Source organism: Spongiactinospora sp. TRM90649, assembly GCF_029382225.1.
GTDB lineage: Bacteria > Actinomycetota > Actinomycetes > Streptosporangiales > Streptosporangiaceae > Spongiactinospora.
The window spans coordinates 1-17,235 of record NZ_JARLTC010000030.1 but is presented as its reverse complement, the minus strand read 5'-3'; the positions used below and the strand labels follow the sequence as shown (position 1 = coordinate 17,235).

General features: G+C 70.4%; 18 protein-coding genes. 5 read left to right on the top strand and 13 right to left on the bottom strand.

The window, feature by feature from the left end; all coding sequences use genetic code 11:
• Window positions 1–4 precede the first annotated feature (4 nt).
• From P3X83_RS30275 to P3X83_RS30235, 9 genes are all read right to left on the bottom strand, one after another.
• The gene (locus tag P3X83_RS30275) at window positions 5–1,468 is read right to left on the bottom strand and encodes an aldehyde dehydrogenase family protein (RefSeq protein WP_277308688.1); all 1,464 of its coding nucleotides are present in this window, start codon (window positions 1,466–1,468) and stop codon (window positions 5–7) included.
• 29 nt (window positions 1,469–1,497) lie between these two features.
• Window positions 1,498–2,613, bottom strand: a complete 1,116-nt coding sequence (locus tag P3X83_RS30270; protein WP_277308687.1) for an NAD(P)-dependent alcohol dehydrogenase — start codon at window positions 2,611–2,613, stop codon at window positions 1,498–1,500.
• A complete protein-coding gene (locus P3X83_RS30265) occupies window positions 2,610–3,983 on the bottom strand; it encodes an amidase (protein WP_277308686.1) in 1,374 nt (457 codons plus the stop codon). The genes P3X83_RS30270 and P3X83_RS30265 overlap by 4 nt, the downstream gene beginning before the upstream one ends.
• Complete coding sequence (locus tag P3X83_RS30260) at window positions 3,976–5,007, bottom strand: branched-chain amino acid ABC transporter permease (RefSeq protein ID WP_277308685.1); 1,032 nt, start codon at window positions 5,005–5,007, stop codon at window positions 3,976–3,978. The genes P3X83_RS30265 and P3X83_RS30260 overlap by 8 nt, the downstream gene beginning before the upstream one ends.
• Window positions 5,004–5,870, bottom strand: coding sequence for a branched-chain amino acid ABC transporter permease (locus P3X83_RS30255; protein ID WP_277308684.1), 867 nt, complete (start codon window positions 5,868–5,870; stop codon window positions 5,004–5,006). Before P3X83_RS30255 ends, P3X83_RS30260 begins: the two co-directional genes overlap by 4 nt.
• A gap of 1 nt (window position 5,871) precedes the next feature.
• Window positions 5,872–6,657 (bottom strand): ABC transporter ATP-binding protein, encoded by a 786-nt coding sequence (locus P3X83_RS30250; protein ID WP_277308683.1) that lies wholly within the window; start codon window positions 6,655–6,657, stop codon window positions 5,872–5,874.
• Window positions 6,654–7,472, bottom strand: a complete 819-nt coding sequence (locus tag P3X83_RS30245) for an ABC transporter ATP-binding protein (protein WP_277308682.1) — start codon at window positions 7,470–7,472, stop codon at window positions 6,654–6,656. Before P3X83_RS30245 ends, P3X83_RS30250 begins: the two co-directional genes overlap by 4 nt.
• Complete coding sequence (locus P3X83_RS30240) at window positions 7,472–8,767, bottom strand: ABC transporter substrate-binding protein (RefSeq protein WP_277308681.1); 1,296 nt, start codon at window positions 8,765–8,767, stop codon at window positions 7,472–7,474. Before P3X83_RS30240 ends, P3X83_RS30245 begins: the two co-directional genes overlap by 1 nt.
• Before the next feature lie 230 nt (window positions 8,768–8,997).
• Window positions 8,998–9,828, bottom strand: coding sequence for an IclR family transcriptional regulator C-terminal domain-containing protein (locus P3X83_RS30235; RefSeq protein ID WP_277308680.1), 831 nt, complete (start codon window positions 9,826–9,828; stop codon window positions 8,998–9,000).
• A 115-nt stretch (window positions 9,829–9,943) separates the two neighbouring features.
• On the opposite strand from P3X83_RS30235, the gene P3X83_RS30230 reads away from it, so the two are divergent.
• Window positions 9,944–11,425: an aldehyde dehydrogenase family protein gene (locus P3X83_RS30230; protein ID WP_277308679.1), complete on the top strand. Its 1,482-nt coding sequence runs from the start codon at window positions 9,944–9,946 to the stop codon at window positions 11,423–11,425.
• A gap of 15 nt (window positions 11,426–11,440) precedes the next feature.
• Here the strand turns inward: P3X83_RS30230 and P3X83_RS30225 are convergent, their stop codons facing one another.
• Together P3X83_RS30225 and P3X83_RS30220 are read right to left on the bottom strand one after the other, a co-directional pair.
• Window positions 11,441–11,737, bottom strand: coding sequence for a DUF3817 domain-containing protein (locus tag P3X83_RS30225; RefSeq protein WP_277308678.1), 297 nt, complete (start codon window positions 11,735–11,737; stop codon window positions 11,441–11,443).
• 60 nt (window positions 11,738–11,797) lie between these two features.
• Complete coding sequence (locus P3X83_RS30220) at window positions 11,798–12,196, bottom strand: DUF6010 family protein (RefSeq protein ID WP_277308677.1); 399 nt, start codon at window positions 12,194–12,196, stop codon at window positions 11,798–11,800.
• A gap of 117 nt (window positions 12,197–12,313) precedes the next feature.
• Between P3X83_RS30220 and P3X83_RS30215 the strand changes: the two genes are divergently transcribed.
• Window positions 12,314–13,252, top strand: a complete 939-nt coding sequence (locus P3X83_RS30215; RefSeq protein ID WP_277308676.1) for a helix-turn-helix domain-containing protein — start codon at window positions 12,314–12,316, stop codon at window positions 13,250–13,252.
• On the opposite strand, the gene P3X83_RS30210 is transcribed toward P3X83_RS30215, so the two are convergent.
• Entirely contained in the window at window positions 13,253–13,375 is a 123-nt protein-coding gene (locus P3X83_RS30210; protein ID WP_277308675.1) for a hypothetical protein, read from the bottom strand.
• A gap of 28 nt (window positions 13,376–13,403) precedes the next feature.
• Here P3X83_RS30210 and P3X83_RS30205 point away from each other — a divergent pair, with 28 nt between their 5' ends.
• Window positions 13,404–14,120, top strand: a complete 717-nt coding sequence (locus P3X83_RS30205; protein WP_277308674.1) for a TetR/AcrR family transcriptional regulator C-terminal domain-containing protein — start codon at window positions 13,404–13,406, stop codon at window positions 14,118–14,120.
• A gap of 8 nt (window positions 14,121–14,128) precedes the next feature.
• On the opposite strand, the gene P3X83_RS30200 is transcribed toward P3X83_RS30205, so the two are convergent.
• On the bottom strand, window positions 14,129–15,154 hold the full coding sequence (locus P3X83_RS30200) for a hypothetical protein (RefSeq protein ID WP_277308673.1): 1,026 nt from the start codon (window positions 15,152–15,154) through the stop codon (window positions 14,129–14,131).
• A 338-nt stretch (window positions 15,155–15,492) separates the two neighbouring features.
• Here P3X83_RS30200 and P3X83_RS30195 point away from each other — a divergent pair, with 338 nt between their 5' ends.
• Together P3X83_RS30195 and P3X83_RS30190 are read left to right on the top strand one after the other, a co-directional pair.
• Window positions 15,493–16,782 (top strand): ATP-binding protein, encoded by a 1,290-nt coding sequence (locus P3X83_RS30195; protein ID WP_277308672.1) that lies wholly within the window; start codon window positions 15,493–15,495, stop codon window positions 16,780–16,782.
• Window positions 16,763–17,161, top strand: coding sequence for an RloB family protein (locus tag P3X83_RS30190; RefSeq protein WP_346742762.1), 399 nt, complete (start codon window positions 16,763–16,765; stop codon window positions 17,159–17,161). Before P3X83_RS30195 ends, P3X83_RS30190 begins: the two co-directional genes overlap by 20 nt.
• The last annotated feature ends 74 nt before the right edge of the window (window positions 17,162–17,235 follow it).

The window sequence follows — 17,235 nt, the reverse complement described above, 5'->3', positions numbered from 1 at the left end:
CCGGTCAGAACGGGTACTTCGGCGGCGCCCCGCGCATGGTGATCCAGCGGGTCTCGGTGAACGCCTCGATGTTGGCGGCGGCGCCGCCGAACCGGGAGCCGGTGCCGGACGCGCGGACACCGCCGAAGGGGGCGGTGGCCTCGTCGTTCACGGTCTGGTCGTTGATGTGCACGATCCCGGTGGGGATCCGCTCGGCGACGGCCAGGCCGTGCATCACGTCGCGGGTCACGATGCCGAGCGACAGGCCGTACTCGCTGGCCGCGGCCAGTTCGGCGGCCTGCTCGGCGGAGGACACGCGGGTGATCGGGGCGACCGGGCCGAAGACCTCCTCGGCGAAGGCGGGCGCGGTCAGCGGCACGTCGGCCAGCACGGTCGGCCGGTAGAAGAGCCCGTCGTAGGTGCCGCCCGTGGCCAGTCCGGCGCCCTGCTCGACGCTGGCCGTCACCAGGCGGTGGATCTTGCCGCGCTGTCCCTCGTCGATGACCGGGCCGAGGGCGACCTGCCCCGACGCCGGGTCGCCGACCGTCAGCGCGGCGGCCTTGGCGGCCAGGCGCTCGACGAAGTCGTCGTACAGGCCGTCGGCGACCAGGTGGCGGCCGGTGGTCATGCAGATCTGGCCCTGGTGGAAGAACGAGCCCCAGGCGGCCAGGTTCACCGCGTCGTCCACGTCGGCGTCGTCCAGGATGAGCAGCGCGGAGTTGCCGCCCAGCTCCAGGTGGGCCCGCTTGAGGTGCTTGCCGGCCAGCTCGCCGATGCGCCGCCCGACCGGCGTGGAACCGGTGAAGGAGATGACGCGGACGACCGGGTCGGTGATCAGGGCCTCGCCGACGTCGGGACCGCCGGGCAGCATCTGCAGCACGCCGGGCGGCAGGCCCGCCTCCTCGAAGATCCGGGCCATCAGGGTGCCGCCGGTGACGGCGGTGCGCGGGTCCGGCTTGAGGATCACCGCGTTGCCCAGCGCCAGCGCCGGGGCCACCGAGCGGATGCCCAGGATGATCGGCACGTTGAACGGCGAGATCACCGCGACCACCCCGGCGGGCAGTCGTCGGGCCATGGACAGCCGGGGCTCCTCCGACGGCAGCACCTCGCCGATCGCGCGGCCGGGCAGGGACGCCGCCTCGTAGCACTCCTCAGCCGCCACGTGCAGCGAGAATCCGGCCATGCCGGGGACCGCGCCCACCTCGCGGACGTTCCACCCGGAGATCTCCTCGGCGTGCCGCTGCCAAAGGTCGCCCGCCCTGCGCAGCACGGCGGCGCGCGCCGTGTACGGCAGCGCCGCCCACTCCCGCTGCGCCCGCGCGGCCACGGCCCCGGCCTCGGCGACGTCCTCCGGCGTCGCCAGTCCCATCCGGCCGAGCTCCGCCCCGGTGGCGGGCTCGACGACCGGGTAGTCGCCTCCCCGCCCGGCGGTCCACTCACCGTTCTTGAAGATCTTCCCCTGCCAGTCGACGCTGTCGAGCAGTGCCACGGCGATTCCTCTACTTCCTTGGTCTTCGGTCAGTGGTTCATCCGGAGGACCGGCTTGATCACTTCACCCCGCCGGCTCGCCTCCAAAGCCTTCTCGATCTCGGCCTGCTCGTAGAAGCGCACCAGGCGGTCGAAGGGGAACCTGCCCTGCCGGTGCAGTTCCACCAGGGTGCCGATCAGAGTCTCGCTCCGGCCGCCGCCGCCCAGTGCCCCGACGATCCTCTTACCCCAGAGCGTGGACAGGTGGTCCAGGCCGAACTCCGCCCCGGCCGGGGCGCCGCCGACGAGCACGCAGGTGCCCAGCATGCCGACGCTGTCGGCCGCCTGCCGGACGACCGAGATGACGCCGGTGCACTCCAGCGCGTAGTCGGCAGGGCCGCCGCAGACGCGGTGCACCTCGGCCACCGGGTCGGTCTCGGCGGCGTCGACGGTGTGGGTCGCGCCGAACTCGCGGGCGAGCGCGAGCCGGGCCGGGTGCCGGTCCACCGCGATGACGGTGGTGGCGGGGGACAGCCGCGCGGCCATCACGGCGGCCAGGCCGACCGCGCCGACGCCGTAGACGACCAGCGACGCACCGGGGCCGGGCTTGACGGTGTTGAACACCGTCCCCGCTCCGGTGGAGATGCCGCAGGCCAGCGGGCCGAGCAGGTCGAGCGGAGCGTCCTTGGGCACCACCACCAAGGCGTCGGCCCAGGTGAGCGCGTGGTCGGCGAACGAGGACTGGCCGAAGAAGTGGCTGTGCACCGGCGAGCCGTCCTCGCGGCGCAGCGCGGTCCGCCCGGCGCGGGGGCCGAGCAGCCGCCCGCCGCCGCACAGCGCCTCGCCGAGCCGCGCGCAGTAGCGGGGCTCGCCGTCGCGGCAGTTGCGGCACGTGCCGCAGGACGGCCAGCCGATCACCACGTGGTCGCCCGGCCGCACGGCGGTGACGCCCTCGCCGACCGCCACCACCTCGCCCGCGCCCTCGTGTCCGAGCACGCCGGGGAATGGCATCGGCAGGTCGCCGTGCCGGGTGATCTCGTCGGTGTGGCAGACACCGGCGGCGACGATCTTGACCAGCGCCTCGCCGGGGCCCGGCTCGTCGAGGTCGAGCCGCTCCATCCGGAACGGCCCGCCGACCTCGTCGACGACGGCCGCGGTCACCTTCATGCGGGGTTCCCTTCTGGGAGGACGGGACGTGGCAGCGGTGGGAGAAGGCCCTCGACGAGGCGGGCCGCGTCGAGCACGACGTCGTCGCGGCCCTCGGGGCCGATGAGCTGCAGCCCGACGGGCAGGCCGTCGGCCAGACCGGCCGGCAGCGAGATCGCGGGCAGCCCGGCGGCGTTGCAGGGCGAGGTGAGCCGGGTGAGCAGCAGCTCCACCGGCCACTCCCGGTCGCCGACCGTGACGGTCATCGCGCCGATGCGCGGAGCCGGGATCGGCACGGTGGCCCCGATCAGCACGTCGTAGGAAAGGAGGGCGTCGCGCAGCGCGCCGGTCACGCGACCGGCGGCGGCCTCCAGCTCCCCGATCCGCTCGGCGGTCGCGGGCGGCATGCGCATCAGCTCGGCGATGTCGGCGCCGAACAGCGCGGGGTCGGCCTCGAACGCGTCGCGGTGGAACGTGCCCGCCTCGCGGACGATCCGGTCCAGCACCGCCTCGGGCATCAGCGGCTCGTCGGGGACGATCACGTCCTCCACTCGCACCCCTTGATCCTCCAGCAGCGCGCGGGCGGACGCCAGGGCCGCGCACACCCCGGGGTCGAGCACGGCGTCGTACCAGCCGCCGAGCCAGCCCACCCGGAGCGGCTCGCCGGGCGGGCCGTCGGTGCGTTCCAGCGCCGCCGGGGCGAGCGCGCCGATCAGCAGCGCGGCGTCGTCCACCGTGCGGGCCAGCACGCCGAGGTGGTCCAGGGACGGCGCCAGCGGCAGCACGCCGTCCAGCGGGATCCGGCCCCTTCCCGGTTTGAACCCGACGCAGCCGCTCAGCGCGGCGGGGATCCGCACGCTGCCCGCGGTGTCCGAACCCAGCGCGCCCAGGCAGCTCCCGGCCGCGACGGAGGCCGCCGAGCCGCCGGAGGAACCGCCGGGCACACGGCCCCGGCGGTAGGGGTTGTGCGTGGGGCCGAAGAACGCGCTGTCGGTGCGCCCGCCCCAGGCCAGCTCGTGCGTGGTGTGCTTGCCGAGGATCACCGCCCCGGCCCGGCGCAGGCTCCGGACCGCACTCGCGTCCCGGTCCGGCACGTGGCCACTGAACCTGGGCGATCCGTAGGCGGTGGGCACGCCCGCCGTGTCGATCAGGTCCTTGATCCCGATCGGGACGCCGTACAGCGGGCCGCGCCGGATGCCACGCGCCGGCTCTCTGGTGAGCGCGGCGGCCTGGGCGCGGGCCTGGTCGGCGGTCACGGTGGCGTAGGCGTGCAGGTCGGGCTCGGTGGCCTCGATCCTGGCCAGCATCCGCTCGGTCAGCTCGGCGGGCGACAGCTCGCCGTCCGCCATGGCGGCCGACGCGGCCGTGGCCGTCTCGGCGTGGTCAGGCATCGGGCTCCCCTCTTCGCACGTGGTATCCGACGGGGAACAGGCTCAGCCCGGTGCGGGAGCGGACCAGGCCCCACAGCCCGCCCGGCAGCCGGAGCGCCACCAGCATGCCGATCGCGCCCAGGACCACGAGGTACCAGGAGCCGTAGTCGGACAGGAGCTGCTGCAGCCCGAAGAAGATCAGCGCGCCGAGCAGCGGGCCCTCGATGAAGCCGATGCCGCCGATCACCACGATGAAGATCATGTACGCCGACCACTGGATGGAGAAGATCGCGTCCGGGTTGACGCTGAGCGAGCTGACGGTGATCACCCCGCCCGCCGCGCCGCACCCGGCCGCCGAGACCAGGTAGACCAGCCGCTTGGCGCGCTGCACGTCGATCCCGGCCGAACCGGCGGCGGTCTCCTCGTCGCGCACCGCCATCAGCGACAGCCCGAGCCGGCCGCGCAGCAGCAGGTAGCACCCGCCGATCGTGGCCAGCGCCAGCGCCAGCGCGATCCAGTACGTCAGCGCCCCGCGCAGGGTCTGGTCGATCCCGGACAGCCCGGTCAGTCCCTTGCCGCTGCCGCCGCCGACGGCGTCGATCCGAACCACCAGCAGCCGGTACACCTCCGCGATCACCCACGTGCCGACCGCGAAGTAGTCGCCGCGCAGCCGGAAGGCCAGCCAGGAGGTCGGCACCGCGAACACCGCGCAGGTCACCGCCGCCAGCGGCACCGCCAGGTACGGCTGCACGCCCAGATCGGCCAGCGCGATCACGGTGTACGCGCCGATCCCGATGTAGGCCTGCTGGCCCACCGAGACCAGCCCGCCGAACCCGGCCAGCAGGTTCCACATGCTCGCCAGCGCGATCAGCACGAACAGGTTGACCAGCGTGTCGGTGACCGAGCTGAACACCAGGAACGGCAGCGCCGCGAGGATCGCGGCCAGCGCCCCCATGCTGACGCCCGACAGCTTCGAGGACCGCGCCGCCCGGCTCACCCGCAGGGCCTCGCCCGCGCGCGCGGTCACCATCTCGGAGATCGTCATGCGGTCCGCCCGGCGAGCAGTCCCCGCGGCCGGAAGGCCAGCACCGCGAGGAAGATCAGGTGCCCGGCCAGCAAGGTCAGCGCCGGATCGACCTCCGCGCTGAGCGACTGGGTGACCCCGAGCACCATGCCGCCGAGCAGCGTCCCCCACAGCGAGCCGAGCCCGCCGATGACGACCGCCTCGAACGCGAAGATCAGCCGCGAGGGGCCGATGGCCGGGTCGAACGACGAGCGGATGGAGAACATCAGGCCCGCCAGCGCGACGCTCCCGAACGCGATCGCGGTCGCGATGCCGTACACGTGACGGCTGTCGGCCCCCATCAGGTTCGCCGTCTCACGGTCGTCGGAGCTGGCGCGCAGCATCCGCCCCAGGCCGGTGCGCGACAGGAAGAGCTGGATGCCCACCAGCGCGGCACAGGCCAGCAGGAACGTCGCCAGCGACAGGTAGCCGATCGAGATCGCGCCGCTCACCTCGAACGAGCCGGTCGCGAACGAGCCGCCGTCCAGGGTGCGGGTGTCGGCGGAGAAGATCTCCAGCAGCAGGTTCTGGATCACGATGGACAGGCCGAACGTGACCAGCAGCGTGGCCAGCGGCCCGGACGACAGGCTGCGCTGCAGCAGCACCCGCTGGGTCAGGTAGCCCAGCAGCGCGAACAGCGGCACGGTCACCACGATCACGACCCACAGCGGCAGCCCCGTTCCGCTGACCAGGGCCAGCGCCAGGAACGACGCGACGATCGCCAGGTCGCCGTGCGCCAGGTTCACGATCCGCATGACGCCGAACATCAGCGACAGCCCGGTCGCGAACAGCGCGTAGAGGCCGCCCAGCAGCAGCCCCTGAATGAGGGCGTTCAACCACCCCATGTCAGTTCAGTCCCTCTCGTGGTTCGTCGGCCACGCCGGGGCCTTCGGTCGCGCCGGTCACGCCGGGCGCTTCGGGGCCTTCGGGAGCGCCGATGCCGAAGTAGGCGTGCTCGACCTGCTCCGCGGTCAGCGTCCCCGGGCGTCCCGCGAGGACGGAGCGGCCTTCGAGCAGGCAGTGCACCCGGTCGGCGATCCGCATGGCCTGCGAGACGTCCTGCTCGACGATCAGCGCGGTCGCGCCCGCCGCCACGATGCCCGGCAGCACCTCGTAGATGCGGCGCACGATCACCGGGGCCAGTCCCAGCGACAGCTCGTCGATCAGCAGCAGGTCCGGGTTGGACAGCAGCGCCCGGCCGATGGCCACCGCCTGCTGCTCCCCGCCCGACAACTGCGCGGCGTTCTGCCCGCGCCGGTCGGCCATCCACGGGAACAGCTCGTAGACGCCCGCGAGCGTCCAGTTCCCCGGACGCTTGCGGTAGGCGCCGGTCAGCAGGTTCTCCTCCACCGTCAGGGAGCGGAACAGCCGGCGGCCCTCGGGGACCAGGGCGATCCCGGCAGACACCCGCCGGTGGGCGGGCAGTCGGGTGATGTCCCGCCCGCCGAGGTGGATGGAGCCGGAGGTCGGCGGGTTCAGCCCGGCCAGGGCGCGCAGCAGCGTGGACTTGCCCGCGCCGTTCGCGCCGATGATGGCCAGCACCTCGCCCTGCTCGATGTCCAGGCTGAGGCCGTCCACCGCGCGCAACTGCCCGTGGTGGACGGTCAGGTCGCGGATCGACAGCAGCGTCATGCCCGTTCCTCCCCGGTCGCCTCGGTGTCGCCGGGCCCCCCGGCTTTGTCGGCTGCGTCGGCCGCGTCGGCCGCGTCGGTCAGTTCGGTCTCCGGGCCGGAGCCCAGGTACAGCTCGCGCACCTTCGGGTCCGCCAGGACCTGCCGGGGCGCGCCGTCGGCGACCACGTCGCCGCCCGCCAGGCAGATCATCCGGCTCACGGTCCTGACCAGGGCGTGCACCACGTGCTCGATCCACACCACGCTCAGACCTTCGGCGTGCAACTGACGCACGACCGAGACCAGTTCGAGCACCTCCGGCTCGGTGAGCCCGCCCGCGACCTCGTCCAGCAGCAGCAGCCGGGGGCCGGTGCCCACGGCGCGGGCCACCTCCAGGCGCTTGCGCTGCAACAGCGTCAGCCGCCCGGCGGGGGTGTTGGCGAGGCCGGCCAGGCCGGTGCGCTCCAGCACGTCCATGGCCTGTGTCCAGGCCTGACGGCCTTTCAGGCCCGCGCCCTGGTGGGCGCAGACCAGCACGTTCTCGAACACGGTCAGATGCTCGAAAGGCCGTGGCACCTGATAGGTGCGGCCGATGCCGGCGCGGGTCCTGGCGTACGGCCGGGCGTCGGTGACCTCCCGGCCGTCCAGCCACACGGAACCGCCGTCCGGGCGCAGATCACCCGAGACCATGGCGAACAGGCTGGACTTGCCGGCCCCGTTCGGCCCCACGATCCCGAGCGCCTCGCCCGGCCGCACGGAAAGCGACAGGTTCCTGGCGACGGTCACCTTGCCGAAGCTCTTGGAGATGCCGTCCAGGTGCAGCAGCGGTGTCGTCATCAGGCGTTCGTGGGCTTCAGGTCACCGCCGACGGGGACCGCCTTGTTGGCGCTGTTGTCCACGATCACGACGTCCCACGGGAACTTCTCGCCCTTACGCCACTGGCCGCCGACCGGATGCTGCAGCGCGATGCCCGGCTGCGGGCCCGCGGTGAAGTCGAGGTCCCCGCTCATGCAGTTGATCTTCATGCCGCGCAGCTTGGCGGCCACCTCGTCGCGGTCCTTGGGGTCGTCGGCCTCCTTGAACGCCTGGATGGCGATCTCGAAGAGCGAGTAGACCGAGCCGAGCGCCTGGGTCCACTGCTTGCCGCTCTCGGCGGCGAAGTCGTCGGCGAGCTGCTTGGCGGTCTTGCCGTCCAGGATGGACTTGTACGGGTGCGCCGGGCTCCACCAGAAGTCGGTGGCGATGTTGTCGGCGAGCCGCCCGAGCGCCTCGGCCTCCGAGGGGAACAGCATGACCTTGGCGACGGTGGCCAGCTTGGGCTTGAAGCCCTGCTGCTTGGCCTGCTTCCAGAAGGTCTGGAAGTCCGGCGGGATCGGCGTGCAGGTGAACAGCTCGGCGTCGGACTGCTTGAACTTCGCGATCTGCGCGGTGAAGTCGGTCGCGCCGTTCTGGTAGGCGCCGCCGTCGATCGCGGTGTAGCCGGCCTCCTTCATCATCGGGCCGAGGCCCTGGCGGAAGGCGTTGGCGTCGGTGTCGTTGGGCCACAGCGCCGCGACGTTCTTGCCGGACACGTCCATGCGCTCCCACATGGGGAAGAAGCAGTCGGCGAACTCCCGCATCCCGAAGAAGAACAGGGTCGTGTACTTGAAGCCCTCACCCGGCTTGCCGTTGCGGCCGTGGAACCACGCCTCCCACGGGGCGATCGTGGTGACGTTCGGGATGCCGTTGGCCTCGCACTGGTCGGCCACCGGATTGGTGGTGTCGGGGGTTGAGGACCCCACGATGAGATCGACCTTGTCGCTGTTGATGAGCTGGCGGGTGACCTCGGTCGCCCGGTTCGGGTTCGACTGGGTGTCCTTGACGACGATCTCGATCCGGCGCTTGACGCCGCCCGCGGTGAAGCCGTTGCGCACCGCGTTCTGGATCTGCTTGACCACGAAGTTGTCGGCGGTGGCGAACCCGGCCAGCGGGCCGGTCTGCGGGCTGACGTAACCGATCTTGAGCACCTCGGACGACGAGCCGCCCGTCCCCTTCAGCCCGCCACAGGCGCTCACCAGAGTGGTGGTGCCGAGGGCGGCGGCTGCCCCCAGGAAGGAACGGCGGTTCATGCCGCCGATGGTGATGTCGCTCACGCTGAACTCCTTGTATATACGGCGCGCGCAGACGTCGTCGTCCTGGACACGCCGCGTCGCTCTGGGATCCGTCCCGCCCGGCGGCCTCGTGGCCGGGGGGAACCGTACGGGGCTTCAGGTGGGGGAAGTTGAGCCGACCGTACGATCCGATGAACAGCAGAGCAACACTCGGTTCCGTTGGTTCGAACGCGAGCTGTGATTCCGGAACGTCCGTTCGTGGTGGGCGGAGATCAGCCGCGATACCCCAGGCGCCGGGAGATCTCCGCCGCCGCGCGGCGGAGCGACGGCTCGACCCGGCCCGACAGCGCCTCCACGCTGGTCGGCGACATGGTCAGGTGCACCGCCACGTTGACCGCCGCGACCACCCCGCCGGAACGGTCGCGCACCGGGGCCGCGAACGACCGCAGGCCCGGCGCGAGCTCCTCGTCGTTGACCGCGACCGCGCTCTGACGCACCTTGGCCAGCGCGGCGAGGAACTGCTCCCGGTTGGTGATCGTCTTCGGGCCCCGGCGGGCCATCTCGGTGCGGTCCAGGATCTGCCGCAGCGCCGCCGGGTCCTTGTAGGCCAGCAGCACCTTGCCCATCGACGTGCAGTAGGCCGGCAGCCTGGAGCCCACGTGCAGGTTGAGGTCCATGGCCAGGGGGCTGCGCCGACCGCTGCGCCTGCGGTCCACGTAGACCACGTCGGGCCCGTCGCACAGCCCCATGCTCACGGTGAACCCGGTCTCGTCGGCCAGCGCCTGGAGCAGCGGACCGGCGACCTTGGTCAGCTCCATGGAGTCGATCGCCGCGAACCCGAGGTCGATCACCCGGGGGCCCAGGAAGTACTTCTTGGTCTCCGGGTCCTGCCGGATGTACTCCAGCTTGGCGAGCGTCGCGACATAGCGGTAGGTGGTGCTCTTGTTCAGCCCGACGGCCCGCGCCAGGTCGGCGATCCCGAGCACGGAACGGTCGCCGCCGAAGGCCGACAGGATGCGCAGGCCGCGCTCCAGCGACACCGAGAAGGAGGCGGAATCGGCCGTCGCCCGGGTGCGCGACCGTGGGGAGGAGGCATCAGTCACATGTGCCAGAATACGTGCCTGTCGTTCGAGGTATTCGAACGACTTTGACGATCGGGCCCGTTCACGCCACCCTGCTGCCCTGCACCACCGCGAGCGAGCACGGATCGGGGGCCCCATGGCCGGAGCGGTACACGCCTGGCGAGACCGGCTCTCCGGTCATTTCATCGGCGGCGAGTGGGTTCCCGGCGGCAACGGGCGCAGCTACCCGAACCGGTCGCCGTGGTCGGGGGAGGTGCTCGGCGAGGTCGCCGCCGGAGACGCCGAAGACGCCGAGCGGGCCATCGCCGCCGCGCACGAGGCGTTCGGCGGCTGGGCCCGCGCACTGCCCGCCGAACGGCAGATGATCTTCCTGCGCGCGGCCGACGTCGTGGAGGGCCGCCGCGACGAGATCCTCGCCGCGCTCGCCGCAGAGACCGGCTGCGGGCGGCACTTCGGCGCCGTACAGGTCGGCTTCACGCTCAACCTGCTGCGCCAGGCGGCGCAGCTCGCCTACCGGCCGGCGGGGGAGCTGCTGCCGTCCGACATCGAGGGCACCCGGGCCATGGCCGTACGGCGGCCCGTGGGCGTGACCGGCGCGATAGCGCCGTGGAACGCCTCCCTCACCCTGGCCGGGCGCGCGATCGTCGGGCCGCTCGCGCTCGGCAACACCGTGGTGCTCAAGCCGTCGGAGGAGTCCCCGTACACCGGGGGAGCGCTGTGGGCGGAGATCTTCCAGGAGGCCGGGCTGCCCGCCGGGGCGCTCAACGTGGTCACCCACGCGCCCGGCGAGGCGAACGGCGTGGGCGACGCGATGCTCGTCAGCCCGCTGGTCAAGCGGATCAACTTCACCGGCTCGACCGCCACCGGCAGGCGTCTCGCCGAGAAGGCGGGCCGTCACCTCAAACGGGTGGTGCTCCAGCTCAGCGGGCAGAACCCGCTGATCGTGGCCGCCGACGCCGACCTCGACTACGCCGTGGACGCCGCCGTCTACGGCGCGTTCGTCCACCAGGGCCAGGTGTGCATGTGCGCCAGGCGCGTCTACGTCGAGCGCCCGCTCGCCGGGGCGTTCATGGAACGGTTCGCGGCCAGGGCGGCGGCACTGCCCACCGGAGACCCGTCCGACCCGGCCACCGTGGTCGGGCCGGTGATCAACGAATGGGCTCTGGCGCTGCTCGACCGGCGCGTCAAGGAGGCGATCGGCCTCGGCGCCCGCGTCCTTGCGGGCGGCGAGCCGGTGCCGCCGTGCTACCCGGCCACGGTGCTCACCGACGTGCCCGACGACGCCGAGATCGCCCAGAGCGAGACCTTCGGCCCCGTCGTGGTCGTCGAGGTGGTCGACTCCGCCGAGCAGGCCGTCGCCCGCGCCAACCGCTCCGATCTCGGCCTGGCCGCCTCCATCATCACCGGTGACAGCGCTCGCGGCCTGCGCCTGGCCGCGCGGCTGGAGGCGGGCATCGTGCACGTCAACGACCAGCCCGTCAACGACGAGCCGCAGATGCCGTTCGGCGGCCTCAAGGACAGCGGCTGGGGCCGCTTCGGCCTCGGCTTCGCCGCCGAGGAGTTCTGCGAACTCCAGTGGATCACCGTAAGGGACGACGCCCGGTCGTTCCCGTTCTGAGCCGCCTGCGGCTGATCAGGCGGGACGGCGGACCGGCGTGCGCGCCGCCATCCGCCGCTCGAACCACAGCGAGGTGAACGGGGGGATCGCCGAAGCCAGGCCGAGCACCACCGCGCCCCGGCTCCATCCGGCCTCCCGCGCGCCGAGCACGACCCCGGCCGCGTACAGCACGAACAGCGCGCCGTGGATCGGCCCGAACACCTTCACCCCGAGGTCACCGGTCTCGGCTATGTACTTGAAGAACATCCCCACCAGAAGCCCGGCCCACGAACAAGCCTCCGCCACGGCGAGAACCCGAAACCAGCGCAGCACGTTCCACCCTTTTGTCGTTCTGTTCGGTCGCGATGAACTCTACAGGTCGTAGAGCAACCCTCAGGCGGCCGCCCTCGTCTCCGCTCGGCGCCGGAAGATCGGGGGCCCACCCATCAGGCACCACAGTGCGATCACCGGGTCGCAGACCGCGCAACCGAACGACGAGTCGCCGGCGAACGGGATGATCGGGCTGCCCTGCAAGTGATGCAGCACGTCCCACGCCGTGTGAAGCAGCCAGCCGACGCCGATGAACGTCCAGCTCGTCAGGCCCCGGTATGCGATGTAGGTCATGACCGTCGGCAGCACGAACTCCCACGGGCCGAGCCCGCCCCCGCTCAGGTAGGCGGCGCCCGCGCCCCCGACCAGGACGGCGTTGAACGGCCGCCGGTGCGGCTCGGGAATCAGCGACAGCACCGCGACGGCGGCCAGCCCGATCAGGATCGGAAGAAGTATGGACATGATGATCCGTTCTGTGGGGGCGGGGAGCGGGGGCAGCGCCAGGCTAGGCCGGGCCGTCCTTGCCGCCACAGTGGCCGGAATGACAACTTCCAACGGGTTCTCGCCTAGCGTGTGGGCATGCACACGGTGGCGGTCCTGGCGTTGGATCATGTGGTGGCGGCGGACCTGGCGACCCCGATAGAGGTGTTCGGGCGGGCGAGGCTGGCCGGGGGGCGCAGGCCGTACCGGGTCCTGGTCTGCGCGGCGGCGCCCCAGGTGGACGCCGGTCCGTTCGCGCTGGTCGCCCCGCACGGCCTGGCGGCGCTGCGCGAGGCCGACACCATCGTCGTCCCCGGCTGTTCCGAGCACGCCGCCCCTCCGGGGTTCGAGATCCTCGACGCGTTGCGCGCGGCGGCCGACGCGGGCACCCGAATCGTCTCCATCTGCGCGGGCGCGTTCGTCCTCGCGGCGGCCGGGCTCCTGGACGGCCTGCGCGCCACCACCCACTGGGCCGCCGCCGCCCGGTTCGCCGAGCTGCACCCGCGCGTCGATGTACGGCCGGATGTGCTCTACGTGGACAACGGCCAGATCCTGACCTCTGCCGGAGCCGCCGCCGGAACCGACCTGTGCCTGCACATCATCCGCCGCGACTTCGGCTCGGCCGTCGCCGCCGAATCCGCCCGCATGTCGGTGGTCCCCCTGGAACGCGAGGGCGGCCAGGCCCAGTTCATCGCCCACTCCCTGCCCCCGGCCCCACAGGGTTCCCTGCTGGAGCCCGTACTCTCCTGGATCGAGGAGGACCTCGCCCGCGAGATCACCCTGGCCGACATGGCCGGACGCGCCGGCCTCGCCGAACGCACCTTCAGCCGCCGCTTCCGCGAACAGACCGGCACCACCCCGCTGCAGTGGCTGCTGCGCGCCAGGGTCCGCCGCGCCCAGCACCTGCTGGAGACCACCGACGACGGCGTCGAACGGATCGCCACCCGGACGGGCTTCGGCTCACCCACCGCCTTTCGCGAGCGCTTCAAACGCGTCACCGGCGTGACCCCGAAGTCGTACCGCGCCGCTTTCCGCTGATCAGCCGTCCCGGAGGTGTGGCTTCTCGGCGAGGGTCTCGATGACGCGGGCGACGGTGCCCGAGGACTTGAGGTCGGCGCCGTGGTCGTGGCCGCGCATGGTCACGCGATCGGCCGCCGGCATCGCGCGGGCCAGGGCGTCGAGGCGTTCGGTGAGGTGGGACGGGCTGCGGTCGCAAGGCCATGGCCTTGACCGGTCTGCCTGCCGCGATGGCGGTGCGGGCGTACCTGGTGATCTCGCCGTCCTTTCCGCCCAGGGGCGTGCCGGTCAGCGACGGCGGTTCGAAGACGACCGTGCCGGTGAACGAGGACGGCGACGCGGCCAGCGCCTCCAGCGTCACGACCGCTCGCCCGCGCTGTACTGGCACATTCGCACCAAGCAGGAACTGCTCGACGAGATGGCCGACGCGATCATCCAGGCGGCGGGAATGGGACCGCCGCGCGAGGGCGAGTCCTGGCAGGACTGGCTGTGCCGCCGCGCGAACGCCTACCGTGCGGCGCTGCTGGCCCACCGCGACGGCGCGCGCATCGTGGCCACCGCCCGCCGGCTGAGCCCGGAGGCGGTGAAGTCGTTCGAAGCGGAGCTGGCGGTCATGACGGCCCACGGCTTCACTCCGGCGCTGGCACTACACACGATCACGACCGTGACCTACTACGTCAATGGGTTCGTGCTGCAGGAACAGTCGCAACCTGATGCCCTGTCAAGCCCGGCCGTGTCGTCTCCTGACCTTCCGGACCCGGCCACGATGCCGACCTTGCTGGCGGCCGTCCACGGAGGTGGGGCCCTTCTCGGTGATCAGGCTTTCGCTTGCGGCCTGCGAACCCTGATCAGAGGGACCGATTTCTCCATGGAGGCAGGAGCTCAATAGCTCGGAAATCAGTGGGTGCGGGCGAAGCGCTCGTGGATCGCTCGGAGCCAGGGCTGTCGGACGGCGGGCAGTCGGGCGAGCGTGTGGATGAACACCCTTTCATCGGGGCGGAACTGGTCTGGCAGCGGCGGTGGCGGATCGTCGCGGCGCACACCGTACGGCAGGCTGCCGATCGCGAGGAGAAGCCGCCGGTCGTCGTGGGCGGCCAGATGCGTCCAGACCTCGGCGGGCAGCGGCACCGCGGCCCCGGTGCCGCGCGGCCAGGTCTCGGCGGTCTGGGGATGCTGGGGGACCAGTGCGATGTCGGCATCGGTGGACAGGCCCGGGCCGTCCAGGCCCAGGGTCCACGACGATGGGCCTGATGGGAGCAGGACGTCGAGCGTCTGGCGGAAGACCTGGGCGATGGGGCCGTCGGGCATGATCACGCGGTGTCCCTCACTCACCGCCAGGAGGTGCGCCAGCGCCGCTCCTGCCGCCGCCTCCCACAGCGGGCTCCACCTTCCGGACGGCTCGACGGGCGGCACGGGCTCCACCGCCTGGCGTAATTCCTCCCAGCCGATCACGTCGTCGTCGCCACCGGTCCGATGGACGGCTCGCGGGTCCAGCCAGATCACCTGCCAGTGGCCGCAGTGATCGACGCGCGTGGCGACAGCGTGCCCGCATTGTGTACAGACCAGATTCGGGCCGTCCGCGCCGTACAGACCCCAGCAGGAGGCGTCGCATCGCTCGGGGATCAGGACGGTGCCGCGGATGTCGCCGGGCGCGATGCAGATGGCTCCGGATGGGCCGTCCGGCAGGTAGGACGTCGGCGCGTATATGCCGCGAGCTTCGGCCTCCGCCGTGTCGATCTCCTCCCACGCCCGCCACGGTGGGCCGGCCGGTTCCGGGTCCACCGCGAACGTGCCAGGTTCGAGGAGCGGGGCGATCCATCCACGTTCGCATCCCTGGTAGGCGTGGACGAGCGGCGGTAACGCGACCTGCGACACTGGTGCGGTCAGCGCGTTGTCGCAGCCCCCGCAGGTGAACACCGTCATATGTCCTCATCCGCCATACCGAGACCTCCTGGCCGAACCGCAGATCGAAGCCCGCTACCAGGATGATCGCGCCGATGAACCCTCATCCCGAGAGGATCAAAGGTGCAGGACTGTCCGTTTCACCGAAAACGCCACTCAACCGGCGGCCCGTGCATCGCGGGTGGGGGTAGGCCACTCCGATCTCCAGCGTACGCATGGTCCTGGTGCTGGTCCGCCCAAGGGCTGAGCGCGGCAATGGGTGCCGCACAGGCTTGGCACGGCCATGGCTCATTTTCCATCGTGCGGCTATTCTGCAGGATGTAGGCTGAAGCTCCGCCCTGGAGGGAGCGTCATCCCGCATGTTGCTGAGTTTCCGCACGGCGAACCATCGATCCTTGAGGCAGGAGCAGCAGCTCCTGCTGACGTCTCCCTACGGTGAACAGGATGCCCGTGACCCCGAGTGGCAGGCGGTCACGGTTGCCGCGGTATTCGGGCCGAACGCATCTGGCAAGTCAAATGTACTCGACGCGATCAGATATATGGCATATGTTGTCAGATGGTCGTTTCGTGAAAATGAGCCAGGAGCAGGACTGAGGCGCAATCCATTCGCGCTTGATATCAATGAGCCTTCGGTTTATGTGGTGGATTTGTCGATCGACGACGTTCGCTACACATATGGGTTCGCTGTGGACGACGACGCCGTCGTGGAAGAGTGGCTTTACAGCTATCCACGCAAACGCGAGAGAAAGATCTTCGAACGAGGTCCCGAGGGCTTCACCTATGGAACAACGACTCCTGATTCGATCAAGGCGCTTGAGGAGCTCGTAGAGCCGAATGTGCTGCTGTTGTCGGTAGGTGGGCGGGCGCGTCAGCAAATGCTGCAACCGGTCTACTCCTGGTTTGCCGCTCAACGATTTCGGTCGCCGGTCAATGTGGGGAAAGGTGTTCTCGGTTCGCGACTGGGAGACCTCTATGAGTTGCAACGATCTCTCGGAATCGCCGAACTTCAGGACCGCATAGCGAGTCTTATGCGCGCTGCGGACACGGGCATCGCCGACTTCGAGATCACAGAGGAGACCGACGAGGAATTTGCGGTAAGGGTGGCCCAGAGGCAGAGACTCGGAGCGGATCGCACGCCGCCGCGCGACACTAAGCTGTTGTTCCGGCACAAATGTGGTTCGGGGGAGTTCGCTCTTACTCTTCGAGACGAGTCTGAAGGGACACGGCAGATGTTCTATCTCGCCATGTCGGTGCTTCCTGTGTTGCAATCCGGAAGCGTTCTCCTTGCGGACGAATTGGATGCCAGCCTGCATACCTATCTGAGCGCAAGGCTGATTCATCTATTTCAGGACCCCGCCACGAATCCACGTGGCGCCCAACTCATCTTCGCTAGCCATGACTCTGCTCTGCTTGGTCGGGTGCAAGGCCGGAATGTACTCGATCGTGACCAAATCTGGTTCACGGAGAAGGGAGAAGATGGCGGTACACAGCTCTTCCCGTTGACGGACTTCAAACCGCGCAAAGAAGACAACAGGGAACGTCGTTATCTAACGGGTCGATACGGCGCTGTACCTGATTTGGACGATGAACTCTTCGCGGCGGCGCTCGCCACACGTGTAGAGTTCAAACATGTCTCCCCAGCGTCCTAGAGATAGCAAGGTCTCACGTCGTTCCTCGATTATGAGAAGATCGTCTCTGGAACGTCGCCACTTCGGTACTCGCCTCGAACGCAAGCGCTTCCTTATCGTTTGTGAAGGTGAGACAGAGAGAGGCTACTTCGTCGGGATGCGAACCCGTGGCGGGCCAGTGCTTGATGTGATCAATCCTAAGGTCGACCATCTCGGCGTTGTTGCAGAAGCCAAGCGGCGGCTGCGCATCGATGATTACGACGAGGATGACGAGGTGTGGTGCATTCTCGATACGGAACTCGACCCCAAGCTGACCGAGGCGCTGCTTGTGAAGGCGGGCTCTGAGGTGGAACTCGCTCTCTCCACCCCGTGTTTTGAGTTCTGGCTCCTGCTGCACTGAACCTTTTTCGTGCGCCCAGCAGAGCAGGAGGTGAAGCCGTGACGTAGCGGCTGATCTTGTTGTTCGTAAGCTCG